Origin of the sequence: Alicyclobacillus vulcanalis (genome assembly GCF_900156755.1) — a bacterium.
In the GTDB taxonomy this organism is placed as follows: Bacteria; Bacillota; Bacilli; order Alicyclobacillales; family Alicyclobacillaceae; genus Alicyclobacillus; species Alicyclobacillus vulcanalis.
This window is the reverse complement of the sequence record NZ_FTOO01000001.1, coordinates 225,642-241,301: the sequence shown is the minus strand read 5'-3', so window position 1 is coordinate 241,301 and position 15,660 is coordinate 225,642. Positions and strand designations below refer to the sequence as shown.

Here is a 15,660-nt window from a genome sequence, read left to right as displayed (position 1 = left end):
AGCCGGCGAGCCGCTCATGCCCGCCCGCCGGCTTTCCTGGCCCCTTCAATGCAGGCCTTCCCTCGCCCGCGCCGCCACGAGCGCCACGAGCCGCGGATCCCGGCCGAGCGGATCGGCCACGCGAAAGGCCGCCCGCCGCGTTTGTCCCCACTGCGCCAGCCTCGTGGGAAGCTCCTTGGTGAGAAGCCCCGGAAACCATAGATACGGAACCACCGCCACTTCACGGCACCCCTGTTCCCATAGCGCGTCGAGCGCCGACTCGAGCGGGCGGCCCGTGCCGGCCAAGTACCCGTGGACAAGCGGCACCCGAACGCGGCGACCCACGGCCTCGGCCACCGCGGCAAACGCGCCCTGCGCGGCCTCGTCGCGATTGCCGCGCCCGACCAGGACGACGCCGACGCCCTCCCCCGCCTGAGCGATAAGCTCCTCCGCGCGATCCGCGGCCACCTCGACGAACCCCGGTTCGTCGCCAAAGGGCGGGCTCCAGGTGAGATCGAGCGGGCCCACGGCCTGTTCGGCGCGGGCGACTGCGTCGGGCAAGTCGACTTGCATGTGGCCCGCCGAAAACAGAAGAAGCGGCACCATGTGCACGTGCCGCACTCCCGCCCGAGCCCATTCGATGAGCGCCTCGGTGACGTCTGGCCGGACGAGCTCGACGAACGCGCGGCCCACCCTGTCTGGCGAAAGCCCCGCGACCCGCACGACGTCGTCCACAAACCCATGCCACATGGCCAGGCCCTCGCCGAGCCTCGTCCCGTGGCCGATGAAGAGAAGGGCGCGCTCTTCGCCGCTCATGCGCCACACACCGCCTCCGCCGCGGCGAGGCCGAATCGGTCGGCGCGGCGCAACGGGATGTCGCCGAGCGAAAGCTCGCGCGCGAGCGGGCGCACAAGGGCCGGATCGCCAAGCGCCCATGCCTGGAACGGCCCATCAGCCATCCACTCGGCGATCACGTCCTCGAGGGTGCGCACGAACGGCTGCCAGCGCCCAGACACGGCCGGTGTGAGCCGCGGGCCGAGCATGGCGAGCGGCCGCACCTCCGCCCCGCTCGCGCGAAGCGCCGCCTCGAGCTCGACGTCTCGCTCGCCGCCCATCGCCTCGACAAACCACACGTCGACCGGCATGCGGGCGATTTCGCCGAGCGAGCGGGCGTCCGGGCGCAGGCCGCGATCGCCGAGGGCCTGCGCGACATAGCCGTCGAGCGCGGCGAGTCTCACCCCGGCGAGCTGCCGGAGGTCGATCCCGGCGCGCGAAACGGCGCACCCCCACAGTTCGACCCCGAGCGACGTTTGAAAGGCAAAGCCGGGGGCCTTGCTGCCCGAAAGCGCGGATAGCGCGGCGTCGAGATCGTTCGTGCGCGCGCTGCGCGCCCTGTCCCAGCTGTAGGCCAGGACCTCGGCGCCGTCCGCCTCGAGGCGCTCGGCCTGCTGAAGCGCCTCGCGCATGGTGGACGCCAAGACGAGGTGTCGCTCGCCAAAGCGCGGCATCGACTCGAACCAGGCGCCGAGCGACGCGTCCGCCGCCACATGGCCGACGACGATCACGGCGGGCGACCCGATGCGGTGCCGCTTGGCCTCGGCCGCAAGCGTCGCCACGGTGGCGCGGATGGTTCGCATCTTCGCGCGCGTGCCCCACTGGATCATGGCCGCAGGCGTGTCCTCGGCGACGCCCTGCGCCACAAGCGCCTCGGCGATGGCGGGCCACTCGGCGACGCCCATCAGGAGCACCAGCGTCTCGGCGCGCGCGAGGGCTTCGACCTCGGCGCGCAGGCCGTCGCCCGCGTGGCCCGTCGCCACGGCAAACGAGCGGCTCACGCCGCGCAGCGTCACGGGAATGCCGGCGAAGGCCGGCACGGCCACGGCCGACGTGATGCCTGGCACCAGTTCGAACGGCACGCCCGCCGCGCGCAGGGCGGCCGCCTCCTCCGCGCCGCGGCCGAAGACGAGCGGATCGCCGCCTTTCAGGCGGACGACGAGGGCGTGATCGCGCGCCATGTCGATGAGCATCGCCTCGATATCCCGCTGCGCGAGCGCGTGACACCCGGGGGCCTTGCCGGCGTACAACAGGGTGGCATTCGCCTTGGCGTGCAGGAGAAGCCGAGGCGAGACGAGGCGATCATAGACCACGACGTCGGCCTGTTCGATGAGTTGGCGGGCGCGCTCGGTCAGAAGCCCCGGGTGCCCCGGGCCCGCTCCGACGAGCGCCACGCGGCCGTAGGCCATGCGCAATCCTCCTCCTTTCGCGGTTGTCAGGAAACCGGGACGGCTTCGTTCAGCCGCTCGATACCGACGCGATGGCAGAAGTCGCCGAATCGCTCGCCGGGAAGCCGCTCGTCGCGGTAGAGCTCGAGCACCGGGCGCAGCGTCGGGACGAGATCGTCAAACGGCACCATTTCGCGGAAGCGCGTGTTGAGCCGCGTGCCGGCGGCATTGGCGCCGAGGAAGATGTCGTACTTGCCGATGACGCGGCCGACGAAGCCAATCTCGGCGATGTACGGCCGCGCGCAGCCGTTGGCGCAGCCCGTCATGCGCACCGTGATGGGCTCATCGGCCAGGCCGAGCTCGCGCATGAGCGCCTCGAGCCGCTCGACGACCTTGGGAAACACGCGCTCCGACTCGGCGATGGCGAGCCCGCAGGTCGGCATAGCCGGGCAAGCCATGGCGCGGAGCTTCACCGGCGAGTACGCGTCCGGCAGCCGGATGCCCTGCGCCTCGAGCTCGGCCACGATGGCGTCCGCCGTCTCCGGCGCGAGATCGGCCAGGATGAGATTTTGCTGCGTCGTCAGGCGGACGGTCGGGCGGTACGTCCGAATGACGCGCGCGAGCGCCGTTTTGAGCGGCAGGCCTGGCTTGTCGGCGATCCGGCCGTTCTCGACGTAGAGCCCGAGGTGGACCTTGTCGCCGTCTTCGATCCGGCCGAGGTGATCGTCGCTCGAGTGCCAGACGAGGGGGCGAGGCGGCGCGAGCGTGCGGCCGAGGCGGCGCTCGGCCTCCTCCCGGAACCACTCGATCCCGCGCGACTCGACGAGATACTTCATGCGCGCGAACTTGCGGTTCTCGCGGTTGCCGAAATCGCGCTGAATGGTGATGATGGCCTTGCAGACGTCGACGAGCTCATCGCGCGAGACGAAGGCGAACGGCTTGGCGAGCGCGGGGTGGGTCTCCTTGTCGCTCGCGGTGCGGCCCATGCCGCCGCCGATGACGAGCGTGTACCCGGCGACCGACTCGCCGTCGCGGTGGGCCACGATGCCGATGTCATTGGAGTACACGTCGGCGCAGTTGTCGCCCTCGTACGCAAACCCGATTTTGAACTTGCGCGGCAGGTAGGTTTCGCCGTACAGGGTCTCGCGGGCGCGATCGACCTCGGGATCCACGCGCTCGCCGTCCAGCCAGATCTCGTGATAGGCGTTCGTCTTCGCGCTCGTCTCATCCACGAGCCGAAGCAGGTCTTGGCGCACGGCGTCTTCAAACGGGCCATGGTGCGGGTGGGCGCAGCCGACCGTGTTGCGCACCTGGTCGCCGCAGCCGCCGAGCGTCGTGAGGAGCGCCTCGTGGATGGTGCGGATGGTCTGTTTGAGATGGGCCTTGAGGACGCCATGCAGCTGAAACGTCTGGCGTGTCGTGATGCGCATGGTGCCGTTGCCGTATTCGTCGGCCAGCCGATCAAACACGAGGTACTGATCGGCCGTGAGCACGCCGCCCGGGATGCGCGCGCGGATCATCATGATGTAATGACGTTCCTTGCCCTGCTTGGTGAGCTCCCGGCGCAGGTCGCGATCGTCCTGTTGATACGTCCCGTGAAACTTCAGGACCTGCACGGCTTCTTCGCTAAAGTGCGATTTGCCGTTCTGCAGCTCCTCTTCCAGGGGGCCGCGCAGAAAGCGGCTGTTGCGCTTGATGAACTCGACCTTGGACAGCTTCTCCTCGGACACGCTCCCACCCCCTCACTTGTCGGCGTGTAGACCGCACTCGGTCTTGTCAAAGCCGGCCCAGCGGCCGCTGCGGGGGTCTTCGCCTGGCTTGACCGGGCGCGTGCAATGCAGGCAGCCGATGGACGGATAGTTGTGATCGTGCAGCGGATTGTAGGGAACGCCGTGCTCCACGATGTAGTTCCACACGTCCTTTTCCGTCCAGCGGACGAGCGGGTTGACCTTGACGATGTTGAACTTCGCGTCCCACTCGAAGACCTTCGCGTTGCGCCGCGTGGGCGCCTGCTCGCGGCGAATGCCCGTGATCCAGCCGTCGTAGCCGGCGAGAAAATCGGCGAGCGGCTCGACCTTGCGAATCTTGCAGCACAGGTTCGGGTCTCGGCTCCAGAGCGCGTCGCCGTACTGTTCCGCCTGCTCCTCCAGGGTGAGCCGGGGCAACACCTGGTGGAGGTTCGGGATGCCGTATTTCGCCACGGCGCGCTCGATGAGATCGTACGTCTCGGGAAAGAGCACGTTGGTGTCGAGATAAAACACGTCCGCGCTCGGGTCGATCGACATCAGCATATCGAGGAGGACCATGTCCTCAGCGCCGAACGAGCACGCGAACGTGATGCGCGGCACCTTGCGCAGCGCCTCGCGGAGGATGTCCTCGGGATTTGCCTCTTCATACGTGTTGGCCCATTCTTCGATCCAAGCGGCCTCTTCGAGCGTCACGGTCAAGGCCATTCACCTCAAATTCCAATGGTTTTAGTTCGATATTGAGTCGTATCTTCACGTTAAACCCCTTTGCCTATAAAGTCAATCGGATTTTGTGGTCATTGGGCGCCTTTGGGCAAAAATCCGCGCAGCGGCGCGCGATGGACAGCGGGCGCGTTGCAACCGGGGACTTCCCATGGGCCCGAGGCGCGGCGAGGTGCGCCTGCCGCGGCCAATGGCGGTCCAAACGGCGGGAAGCTATCATGGGGAAAAACGGCGAAGGAGGTGGATGCCCTGTGCGAGGGGGTACGGTATCGAACCCGCGCGTTCCCGTCTGGCTGAAACCGCGCGGCATGACCTGCGTCGTCGTGGGCGGCGGGCCCGTCGCGGCGAGGCGCGCAGGGCGCCTGGCGGAAGCGGGGGCCGAGGTCGTGATGCTGAGCCCCACCCTCTGTCCCGAAGCTGCGGAACTCGTGCAGCGCGGCTTCGTGGCGTGGCGAGAGCGCCCATACCGGCCGGGCGATCTCGCCCACGCTGCGCTCGCCGTGGCGGCCACCGACGATCCGGCGGTCAACGCCGCGGTGCGCGAGGAGGCGCGATCGCGCGGAATCTGGTGCAACCGGGCAGACGACGCCTCCGATAGCGATCTCGACTTTGCAAGCGTCACTTGCTTCGGCGATGTCTCCATTTCCATCGCAACGGGCGGCAAGCGGCCCGATCTCGCCAAGCGCCTTCGACAGGCGCTCGAAGACGACCTGGCGACGGGCGGCGACGCCTTCATTCGGCTGCTTCGGCAGTGCGCCGCGAGCGCGGCGAGCGCGGGCGACGACGCATGTCCTGAACCATGAGGGCCGCCATGCCAAGGTACGCGGCGAGGTTTAGGTACACCATCCAGGCGTCCTGTTGCGCGTTGACCGCGCCGAAACAAACCACCCACAGGTTCCAAAACCCCGTCGTCACGATGGCCCAGGCGACCCAAACCAAGCGACGCGCCGATGCAGCGAGCCAGGAAAGAAGCGTGGCCGCGAGCGCGATGTAGCGCTCGTGCATCTCAGTCGCCAGCATGAAAAACGACAGGGCGACAAACGAGGCCGCCACCATCTGGCGAAGCACCAGCGAACGCCGTGATCGCGCAAGGTACAGAAGGGCGAAGGCGCACCCGGCGGCGAGAAGCAGAAGTCCGACTTGTTTATAGGTGAGGCCGAGGACGAACCGAGCGCTGTCCGATTGAAACGGCGAGGAATCAAGAAAGTAGAACCAAATGTTCATGGCGTTCAGGCTCAGATCCGGATACTCGCTCGTCGTGTGAATGTACGCCGAGGTGATCATGGGCAACACGCCGCTCGGGAGGAGCGGAAGACACGACAGGGCGAAAGGGACGAGCGCGCCCGCCGCCATCGCGCCGATTCGGGGAAGCCGGGGTGGCTTGGCCCAGCCTGCGGCCACGAGGACGGGGAGCACGACGATGGCCTCGAATTTCGAGGCGAGGCCCAAGCCGAACGCGGCGCCCGCGGCAAACGGGCGTTTGGCGGCGAGCCAGACGGACCCGAGCGCGAGCGTCGCATCGAGCACGTCCACCTGCCCCCACACGGCCGTATCAAACAAGAGCACCGGGTTGAGGCAGTAGAACGCAAACGCCAGGCGCCGCCTCGATGCGCGCACGCCGTGCGACAGCCGCCACACCCAGGGCATGAAGGCCGCGTAGATGAGAATGCCCGGCAGCTTGGCCGCCAAGGTCCCCGGGCGGATGCTCAGGCCAAGCGCATGGGCCGCCCAGGCATAGGCGCTGACGAGCTCGAGATACACGGGGGGATAGTCGATCCCGCCCGCTTCATAGGCTCGCGCGAAACCGAGCGTCCGCACCGCCTCGGCCCAGCGCAAGAAGATGGCCTGGTCCGCGACGTACCCGCGCGTCGACGCCGCGAGGGCGAGCTGAAGCGCGACCGACGCTGCGCCTACGGCGAGCGCCCATGCCCACGCGGGCAGCGCGCGGGCCCTTGAGGCGCATGCCTCCACCAGGCGCGCGGCCATCACGCGCCACCTCCTGCATCCGCCTCGACCGCCTCGCCCGAGGCGACGACGCGATCGACGATATACAAGGGGCGGCCGCGGACCTCTTCGAGCACGCTTGCGAGGTAGAGCCCCAGAAGCCCAATGGCGATGAGCACGCCGCCGGTTAAGGCCACGCCCCCGGAAAGCGCGAGCATCACAAGGTCCACAATCCGGCCCGCGATCGCGGCCAGAACCGCGAACACCACGGCGAATGCGATGCCGAGGATCGCCGAGGCACTCCCCGCGTACAGCGCCCAGCCAAGGGGCCGAGCGGAGAACGAGGTGATGGCGTCAAGCGCCAGGCGCACCATGCGGGCGAGCGGGTATTTCGACTCGCCGGCAAACCTGGGTTGGCGCACATATTCCACCTCGGTCTGGCGAAAGCCCATCCAAGCCACGAGCCCGCGCACGAACCGGCGATGTTCCGGCAGCGCCCTCAGGACCTCGCACACTCTGCGGTCCATCAGGCGAAAGTCGCCCACGTCGACGGGGATTTCGACGTCGGTCAAGCGGTTCAGCACCCGGTAAAACGCGGCTGCCGTCAGGCGCTTGAACCACGTCTCCCCAAAGCGAATGGCGCGCCGCGCAAGCACCACGTCGTATCCCTCGAGCCACTTGGCGACGAGGTCCGGGATGAGGTCCGGAGGGTCCTGCAAATCCGCGTCGATCACGACCACCGCATCGCCCTTCGCCGCGTCGATCCCGGCGGTGATAGCCACTTGATGGCCGAAGTTGCGGGCGAAGTGGATGACCCGCGCGCGGGGATCGCGCGCGGCCAGGGCGTCCAAGAGCTGCGCAGAGGCGTCCGTGCTGCCGTCGTTGACGTAGAGAATCTCAAAGGCAAACGGAAGCGTCTCGAGCACCGCCGTGAGCCGTTCGTGCGTGGTCGCTAGCACGTCTGCCTCGTTGAAGACAGGGACCACGACGGAGATAAGGCGCGCGGGCGCCGGGCGCCGCTCGTCGCGGGCACCCGGTTCGTGCCCGGCATCGACACGCACATCGCGCACATCGCGCACATCGCGCACATCGCGCTCCGCGCGCAAACGCCACTCACGACTGGGCCTGGCCTGTGTAGACATACAGTTCGAGCCCCCTCATGCCGCCAAATCCGCCAACGCCCGCCAAGCCGGCGCGATCGCCATTCGCCTGGGACGTCGAGCCGCCCCACGCGCTCGCCGGGACGAGCTTGCAGTGCTTCTCGATCCACGACACCAGTTCGCTGTTCCCCCGGCCGCCGAAGCCGCCGCCGTCGATCAGGAAGTACTTCACCTTGCCCTGCCTGCAGAGCTGTTGGAGCTTCGCCACGGTCATCGCGGCATCGGATCCCGAGAACCCTCCCATCGCCATCACCGGCAGCCCGGTCGCGATGATGATGGGCTCGGCGGGCTGTGCGTTCAGCGTGGCCACGAGGAACGATCCCTTCGAAGGCCTGTAGTGGGCCACCAGATATTGAATGAGCTTCTTGTATTGCGCCACGTTGTCGTTTTCGCTCGTCCGGCTGGCGGCGTTGGCAGCTCCAAATGCCGGTCCCGCCCCGCTCTGCGATCCGGCCGGTCCCGCGGCCGGCATCGTGCCGTTCACGCCGTAGAGGGCGGGCGTGATCGACCAGTAGGCCGGCACCGTCAAAAGCGCCAGCAGTCCGGCGATGGCCCCCGCGCGCCGCCAGCCTTTGGCCAAGCGGGGCAGGAACACGAGCGCCGCGGACAGCGCGGCAAAGGCGAGGGTCACCGCGATGAGTGCGGTGCGCACCGCGGGATAGCTGCGGACCATCAGGCACTCGTAGACGAGATCGAGCAAGACCACGCCGAGCAGGTACCCTTTCCAGCGGCCGCCCGTTCGGAAGTCGCGCCACATCGCCGTGAGCCCCGCACCGACCAGCGCTGCGATTGGCGGCGCGAGTGTGATGAGGTAGTACTGGTGGAAGAACCCCGCGATGCTGAAGAACGCGCCGACGGGGATGAGCCACGCGGCCCAGAAGATGGTCGCCTGTTCGCGCTCCGTCAGCTCGCTTCGCCGCTTCCAGCGCACGCGGCGAAGGAGCGGAACGAGCGACAAGCAGGCGATGGGCAACAGCCAGCCGATCTGCGGGCCGAGCTGCGCCTGAAACAGGCGCAGGACGCCGCGCGTGCCGGTGTCGAACATCCCGCCGCCAAAGGCGCCACCCGCTCTGCCGCCGAAGGCGCCGAAGCCGCCGGTGCCAAAGCGGCCGCCGAACTCGCCGCGGCGGATCGCAAACGGGGTCTGTCCCCCTGCGGCGCCGGACGGGCCGCCGCTTGCGAAACCTCCGCCCGATCCGCCCGAGGGCGCGGTTGGAGGGCTTTGTGTTCCTCCGCGCTGCCCCTGCGCGAATCCCCCAGAACCCGCGCCGGCTGAGCCGAATCCGGAGCCGAATCCGCCAGAAGCGCGGCCGAACTCGCCTGCACCCGGGAAACGCCCAAATTCCATGCGGAAGTTCTGCCCGCCGCCGACGGACATGTTGCCGGTGAGCCGGTTCACGCCGTTATATCCGAAGATGAGGGTGAATTCGTTGTTGTCGGTCGTGCTCCCGACGTAGGGCCGGTCACTCGGCGGGGTGAGCTGGACGATGGTCGCCCAGCTGAACGAGATGGCGCCGAGCAGGGCCGTCATGGCGCCGAGATAGGCGAGCTTTTTGCGCCAGGAGAGCTTGCACGCGACGAAGTAGCCCACGTACAGGGCGGGCAAGATGAGATACGCCTCCATCATCTTCGTGTTGAACGCAAGGCCCTCCATCACGGCGACACCGACGAGCGGGCGCAGGCGCTTGGTCTCGATGGCGCGAAACAAGAACCACGTGGCGAGAAGCATCAGAAACACAAGCAGCCCGTCGACTTGATTCGTGCGGCTCACCGCGACCGCGATGGGCGTCACGGCCATGACGGCTGAAGCGATGAGGCCCGCCACCCTGCCAAAGTGGCGCTTGACGAGAGCGTACATGAGGAGCACCGAGCCCACATCCGCGAGCGCCTGCGGCAGAATGAGCGCCCAGCCGTGGAAGCCAAAGACGTACGCAAAAGCCGCTTGAATCCAGAAGTCGAAGGGCGGCTTGTCGATGGTGATGAAACCGCCGGGATCGAACGAGGCAAAGAAGAAGTTGTGCCAACTCTCCAGCATGCTGCGCACAGCCGCTGCGTAGTACTCGTTGGCGTAGCCTTCTTTGTTCAGTGCGTACAGGTTGAGAAAGAGGGCGATGGCCGCGATCAGCGCGAGTACACCCTTGTCCCAGGTCCACCTTCGCCTTTTGTCCAATGTCACTCCACTCCCGCGCTCTAGGCTTGTCGTTCGGGGGACATGATGCGTGACGAAGCTGAACGGCGTTTGAGCGCAGGCTGAAAGGTTGCTGAGCGCGGAAAACCTCGGGCTCCGGCGCCGCGCGAGGTCCCGGCGATTCGGGCCCGGAGCAGTTCCCCAGGGATATTCAGTATCTGAGGGGGCACTCCCAGCTTTCATGAGAGTTTCAGCTTGGCTTCAGGCCATCCTCAGGCTTGTCGAGCAAGATGACGCCACGATGCCGTTGTCACGACAGCACGCAGAGGAGAGGATGGGATCGATGGACATCGGATGCGCCGTCATTCCCGCCGCGGGGCTCGGTACCAGACTTCGCCCAGCGACGCTTTGGATTCCGAAAGAGATGTTCCCCGTGCTCGATACGCCCGCCATCGCCTTCGCGCTCGAAGAGGCTTGGGCGTGCGGTGTGGAGCGAATCGCCGTGATCGTCCGTCCGGGCAAGACCATGCTCGTGGACTTTGTGCAATCGTGGGCGAAAGAGCGGCAAGCGCAAGAAGGCCGTGCGCCCGAGGTCGCGTTTGTCGTGCAGGAGCAGCCGCTTGGCCTTGGCGACGCGGTGCGCCGCGCGAAGCCCCAGGTTGGCAGCGAGCCGTTTTTCGTGCTGCTGCCGGACGAGCTGTTTCTCGGGACACCGCTGGCGCTCGGCTCGCTGCTCGAGGGAGCGCCCGCTCGCTTTTCGGCGATCGTGGGTACGCAAAAGGTGCCGCTTGAGGAGGTGCACCTCTACGGTGTGGTCAGGGTGGGCGAAGGATGCCGGGTGGTGGAATTGATCGAAAAGCCGAAGCCGGGTGAAGCGCCATCCAACGTCGCGATCGTCGGGCGGTACGCATTTCAGCCCTCTGTCTTTGACGCGCTCGCCGAAACGGCGCCGGGGGCAAACGGCGAAGTGCAGTTGACCGATGCCCTACGCTTGCTCGTGCCAGAAGGCGTGTTCGCCCGGCACCTGAGCGCCGAGCGGTTTGACATCGGGAGCGCGGCCGGGTGGGCCCGTGCAGCGGAAAGCCTTTCGAAGATGCGCGCGCATGAGGGCGTGATCGCCACAGCCAAGCCGCCCGTGGCGGCGGCCTGCCCTGCGCCGCGCCGCTAGGGACCGAGCCGCCGCGCCCGCCGCCTCATCCTTCGGGCCGCGGCCTGAGGGTCCTTCGCACCACCACCGCGCGGCGCTTCGGCATCTCGCGGGCGGCCGGCAGAGAAGAGTCCGCCGGCTGGGCGAGCGTCCTCGTGCGCTTGACGTTGCGCAAGAAAAGCGACATGATGAGCGCCACCAGGGCGATGCCCGCGGCGACGAGGAAGCTGTCGTCGATCCCCTCCACGGTGGAGAGAAGCTGCGCCTGGCCGTAGAGCAAGTAGGTGACCAGAGCTTGGGCCTGCTGAAGGGTCATGGGCGCCATTGCGGCGAGGGCCTGCGCCAACTGGGACAAGGTCAGGTTGAGAAATCCGTTACTCATTTGAACCGAGTTCACCAGTTGCTGATAGTGTAGGTTCGACCGATCCGTCATCACGGTGATGAGCAGCGACGTGCCGAGCGAAGCGGCGACCGTGCGCACGGTGTTGGCCGCCGCCGTCCCGTGGCTGTTGTACTGCCGCGGCAAGTGGTTGAGCCCCGCCGTCATGATGGTCATCATGATAAAGCTCAGGCCGAACATGCGCAGCGTGTAAATCCACATGATGGCGCGAAGCGGCGTCTCCAAGGTCACGTGCCCGAGCTGCCAGGTGGTCACGACGGTGATGCACAGCCCCACGATGGCCAGCGGCCGAATCCCGATCTTGTCGAGAAGCGCACCCGAGATGGGCGACATGACGCCCATCAGGATGGCGCCCGGCAACAAAATCAGCCCGGAATCGAGCGCCGAGTAGCCGCGCACGTCCTGCACGTAGATCGGCGTCAAAAGCGAGCCCCCGAACATCGCCATGTTCGCCACGCAGCTGACGACGGCGGCGATCGTGAAGCCCGCATAGCGAAAGACGCGCAGGTTTAACAGCGGGTGATCCGAGGTGAGCTCGCGGATCACAAACAGAATGAGAAAAACCACGCCGACAGCGAGGCTCATCAACACTTCGCCGGAGCCCCACCCCTTGTTACCGGCCTCGCTGAACCCGTACAACAGCGATCCGAGCCCAATCGTCGAGGACGCGAAGCTCCAGAACTCAAACTTCGGATACGTCCGCTCGGTGACGTTCTTCAAAAAGATCGAGGCGACGACGAGATCGATCACGGCCACAGGCAACACGATGTAAAACAGCACGCGCCACGACGCGTTCTGCACAATCCAGCCGGACAACGTCGGCCCGACGGCCGGAGCAAAGAACATCGCGATGCCGATGGTGCCCATGGCGCGGCCGCGGGTCTCGGGTGGGTACAGATTCAGGATGACGGTCATCATCAGCGGCATCATGACGCCTGCGCCCGCAGCCTGCACAATGCGCCCAATCAGCATGACGGGAAAGTCGGGCGCCAGGGCACACAAAAGCGTCCCGATGCCGAACAGGAACATCGCACCGAGAAACAACTGGCGCGTCGTGAACGTGCCGATGAGAAACGCGGTCATGGGGATGACGATGCCGTTCGTCAACAAGTACCCCGTCGACAGCCACTGGACCGTGTTGGCCGACACATCGAAGTCGGCCATCAGCTTGGGCACCGCGACGTTCAACAGCGTCTGGTTGAGGATGGCTGCAAACGCTCCGAGAATGAGCGAAAACAGGATGGGCCCCTTGTGCACCACCGGCTCGCCCGTCGGCCCGCCAGGCCCAGGCTCGGGTGGGCGCGCGGCGATGGTCTTCTCACCGTCCATGCCGCCACCCCCTCACTTGTGGATGCGAACCGTGGCGCTCATGCCGGGCACGAGCTGGCCCGTGTACGTCTGCAAGCGAATGCGCACGGGAATGACCTGCGTGACCTTGGTGAAGTTGGCGTTGTTGTTGGTCTGCGGCAGAAGCGAAAACGTCGCCGCCGTCGCGAGGCCCACCTGTTGCACGACGCCCTGGAACGACGTGCCGGGAAACGCATCGACGTACACGTCGACGTTCTGCCCGACATGCACATCGTTGATGTTCGTCTCCTTGACGTTCGCTTGCACGTACAGGTCGTTCAGATTGTAGGCATACGCCAAGGGCGTGCCCGCCACGACAAACTGATGATTGACCGCCTGATTCTGCACAATGGTGGACGTCTCAGGCGCCGTGACGCTCACCGAGGCCCCTTTGGCGCCCGGTACGGCAATCGTGCCGATCACGTCCCCCGCCGAAAACTGAGCCCCTTCCGTCCCGCTCCACGAGGTGATTTCGCCCGAGGCCGGCGCCGTGATGACAATCTGCCTGCCCGTGATCTGGGCATCATCCGTCTTCAGATAGAGGGTGGACTGGTGATAGAAGTAGTACCCCACGAATCCGGCCGCGAGGATCACCAAGAGGATGATCACCTGAATGACGAGAAGTCGCCGTGCGTTCATTGGGACACCTCCCCCAAAACTTCGTCAGATGAAGTGTCCCACGCGCGCGGCGCTTCATGCCGTCCCAGCGCATTCCATCTCTATCCATGCGGTCACGGGCTTTGTTCCGGGATCTGGTACGCAGGCGACGACTTCCAGTTCGCCGGGATCGACGTGTCCGTCCAGCCGCTCTTCGGCATAAACGGCGCGTGATGCTCGTTGAAGTACGCGTCGAGCATCTGCCGGGCGATCACGGCCGAAAACTGCGCGCCATAGCCGCCGCCCGGCGCCATCACGGCCACCGCCACTTGAGGATGGTCCGCGGGCGCGTAGCAGATGAAGACCGAGTTGTCGGTCGGCTTGCCGCCGAGCACAATCTGTGCCGTCCCCGTCTTGCCCGCAACCTGATACGGCGCGCCCGCGAACGCGCCGTACGCCGTGCCGTCGGAGCTCGACGTCACCCCCACCATGCCTCGCTGAACGAGATCCCACTGCCAAGGCGCAGCCGTCACCCGCCCTGCCACCTTGGGCCTGACGGTGGATTCTGGGCGAGCGCCGTTGGTCGGCGTGCCGTTAGGCTCGTAGACCGCCTGGAGCACGTGCGGCGTAAGCCGTACGCCGCGGTTCGCCAGCGTGAGCGCGTACTCCGCGAGCTGCAGCGGTGTGAACATTTGCGATTGGCCGATCGCGGCGTCCGCCAGGCTCGCGGGCGACCCGTGGTTCTCGTACTCGCCCGCCCTCGCGAGCGCACGCTCGCTCGCCTTAAGGTCGTACGGCACCTGCTGGTTGCCCTGCTCCGAATCCAAGATATAAAATCTTCCGTCCTCCTCGTAAGGCAGATCGATGCCCGTCTTGAAACCGAGGCCAAAGTCCGCCTCCCCTTGAAACAGGGCGTTCAAGCCCCTGGCCAAATCCGTGTTCAAATAGTGCTGATACGAGCCGTCGCCTGCAGGCCAGGATCCACCTTGCGTCGCGCTCGAGCCGAACCACTTGCCGAACCACAACCCGACCTCGTAAAAGAACACGTCGCTCGAGACCGTGAGCGCCTTGATGGGATCGACAGGGCCGAACGCAAAGCCCTCGTCCTCGTTCTTGCGCGACTTGCCGATGTAGATGTACCCGTCGTCCTGGACGGTCGTCTGAGGACTGACAAGCCCCGCCTTCATGGCCGTGATCAGATTGGCGGGCTTCACCGTCGATCCCGGGTAGTTCACCATCGCGATGGCGCTGTTCACCTGCGCGCCCGACGTCGAGGCGTAGTGGGCGTGCTGACTCAACGTCCCGAGCGTAAACCAGTTCGGATCCAGGTACGGGTAGCTGACCATCGCGATCACGCCGCCGGTCTTGACGTCGAGCATCACAGCCGCCGCATTTTCCACGGTGTTCTTGTCGCTCGTCTTCTGAATCATGGACTGAACAATCATCTGCGCGCACGCCTGCTCGTGCCCGTCCAGGGTGAGCTGAAGATTTTTCCCGTTTTGCGGGGCGATCTCCCCCGCCTGGGCGATGGCGTTGCCCGCACTGTTGATGGCCACGAGCTCGTACCCGGGTTTTCCTTGAAGGAGCGGCTCGTACTGCTCCTCCACTCCGGTCTCCCCGACCTTCTGACTGTACAGATACCCCTTGTACCGCTTCACGTTTTCGGCCGTGATGGCGCCGACATAGCCGAGCACCTGTCCGGCGAGATCGCCGTAGGGATACTCCCGGACGTAGTCCTGAATCACCTCGACGCCGGGCAAATCCGACTGGTGCTCCACGACGTAGGCCACCTGTGCGAGCGCCACGTTGTTCGCAAGCGTGACTTGAATCGCGCCCTGGTTCGACTTCATCAGGCTGTAAAGCGCCTGGGGCGTCTGGTGCAAGACGGGCGCCAGCTTGGCCGCGAGGCGCTGATACGTCGCATCGGACATCGTGGAGTACCGATTCATGACGATGGACAAAGACGGCTTATCCCAGGCCAAAACCTGGCCATTGGCATCGTAAATCCAGCCGCGCTGCGGCAGCACCGGAATGCGCGCTTTCGGGATGCTGAGCTCGGCTTGCCGAAACGCCTTGCCGTTTGAAATCTGCACGTACGCCGCGCGCACGAGCAGGCCTGTGAACGACAAGAAGGTCATGGCGTAAATGACGCGCGTGCGGAACTGACGCCTGCGGTAGCGGCGCTCCTCTTCGGTCAGTTCTTCGCGTTTCCAAAATCGCATACGATAACCTCGTCCTTTGATCTGGGTGGCTTATGGACATCATGCC

Annotated in this window: 12 protein-coding genes; 2 read left to right on the top strand and 10 right to left on the bottom strand. The window is 66.1% G+C overall.

All coding sequences use genetic code 11. The features are described from left to right. Positions 1 to 45: 45 nt before the first annotated feature. From BW934_RS01160 to BW934_RS01145, 4 genes are read right to left on the bottom strand one after another with little or no spacing between them, the layout of a single operon-like run. Positions 46 to 795: a sirohydrochlorin chelatase gene (locus BW934_RS01160; RefSeq protein ID WP_076344682.1), complete on the bottom strand. Its 750-nt coding sequence runs from the start codon at positions 793 to 795 to the stop codon at positions 46 to 48. Then, a complete protein-coding gene (gene cobA, locus BW934_RS01155) occupies positions 792 to 2,222 on the bottom strand; it encodes a uroporphyrinogen-III C-methyltransferase (RefSeq protein ID WP_076344214.1) in 1,431 nt (476 codons plus the stop codon). Before cobA ends, BW934_RS01160 begins: the two co-directional genes overlap by 4 nt. Positions 2,223 to 2,248: 26 nt before the next feature. Then, positions 2,249 to 3,931: an NADPH-dependent assimilatory sulfite reductase hemoprotein subunit gene (locus tag BW934_RS01150; RefSeq protein ID WP_076344212.1), complete on the bottom strand. Its 1,683-nt coding sequence runs from the start codon at positions 3,929 to 3,931 to the stop codon at positions 2,249 to 2,251. Positions 3,932 to 3,943: 12 nt separating this feature from the next. Continuing rightward, positions 3,944 to 4,648 carry a phosphoadenylyl-sulfate reductase gene (locus BW934_RS01145; RefSeq protein ID WP_084182399.1) on the bottom strand — a complete coding sequence of 235 codons (705 nt, stop codon included), beginning with the start codon at positions 4,646 to 4,648 and terminating at the stop codon, positions 3,944 to 3,946. Positions 4,649 to 4,920: 272 nt separating this feature from the next. Here BW934_RS01145 and BW934_RS01140 point away from each other — a divergent pair, with 272 nt between their 5' ends. Continuing rightward, on the top strand, positions 4,921 to 5,472 hold the full coding sequence (locus BW934_RS01140; protein WP_234969450.1) for a precorrin-2 dehydrogenase/sirohydrochlorin ferrochelatase family protein: 552 nt from the start codon (positions 4,921 to 4,923) through the stop codon (positions 5,470 to 5,472). Here the strand turns inward: BW934_RS01140 and BW934_RS01135 are convergent. From BW934_RS01135 to BW934_RS15320, 3 genes are read right to left on the bottom strand one after another with little or no spacing between them, the layout of a single operon-like run. Beyond that, complete coding sequence (locus BW934_RS01135; RefSeq protein ID WP_084182398.1) at positions 5,402 to 6,655, bottom strand: glycosyltransferase 87 family protein; 1,254 nt, start codon at positions 6,653 to 6,655, stop codon at positions 5,402 to 5,404. The genes BW934_RS01140 and BW934_RS01135 overlap by 71 nt on opposite strands. Further along, on the bottom strand, positions 6,655 to 7,755 hold the full coding sequence (locus BW934_RS01130; protein WP_084182397.1) for a glycosyltransferase family 2 protein: 1,101 nt from the start codon (positions 7,753 to 7,755) through the stop codon (positions 6,655 to 6,657). Before BW934_RS01130 ends, BW934_RS01135 begins: the two co-directional genes overlap by 1 nt. Beyond that, positions 7,727 to 9,949, bottom strand: a complete 2,223-nt coding sequence (locus BW934_RS15320) for an ArnT family glycosyltransferase (RefSeq protein ID WP_268757114.1) — start codon at positions 9,947 to 9,949, stop codon at positions 7,727 to 7,729. Before BW934_RS15320 ends, BW934_RS01130 begins: the two co-directional genes overlap by 29 nt. Before the next feature lie 295 nt (positions 9,950 to 10,244). On the opposite strand from BW934_RS15320, the gene BW934_RS01120 reads away from it, so the two are divergent. Next, the gene (locus BW934_RS01120; RefSeq protein WP_076344204.1) at positions 10,245 to 11,069 is read left to right on the top strand and encodes a UTP--glucose-1-phosphate uridylyltransferase; all 825 of its coding nucleotides are present in this window, start codon (positions 10,245 to 10,247) and stop codon (positions 11,067 to 11,069) included. A gap of 25 nt (positions 11,070 to 11,094) precedes the next feature. Here the strand turns inward: BW934_RS01120 and BW934_RS01115 are convergent, their stop codons facing one another. The 3 genes from BW934_RS01115 to BW934_RS01105 all read right to left on the bottom strand — a co-directional run bounded on the left by BW934_RS01115 (position 11,095) and on the right by BW934_RS01105 (position 15,614). After that, positions 11,095 to 12,777: a DHA2 family efflux MFS transporter permease subunit gene (locus BW934_RS01115; RefSeq protein ID WP_076344202.1), complete on the bottom strand. Its 1,683-nt coding sequence runs from the start codon at positions 12,775 to 12,777 to the stop codon at positions 11,095 to 11,097. Between the two features lie 12 nt (positions 12,778 to 12,789). Continuing rightward, positions 12,790 to 13,434 (bottom strand): HlyD family secretion protein, encoded by a 645-nt coding sequence (locus tag BW934_RS01110; protein ID WP_076344200.1) that lies wholly within the window; start codon positions 13,432 to 13,434, stop codon positions 12,790 to 12,792. Positions 13,435 to 13,526: 92 nt separating this feature from the next. Further along, positions 13,527 to 15,614 (bottom strand): peptidoglycan D,D-transpeptidase FtsI family protein, encoded by a 2,088-nt coding sequence (locus BW934_RS01105; RefSeq protein WP_076344198.1) that lies wholly within the window; start codon positions 15,612 to 15,614, stop codon positions 13,527 to 13,529. Positions 15,615 to 15,660: the final 46 nt, after the last annotated feature.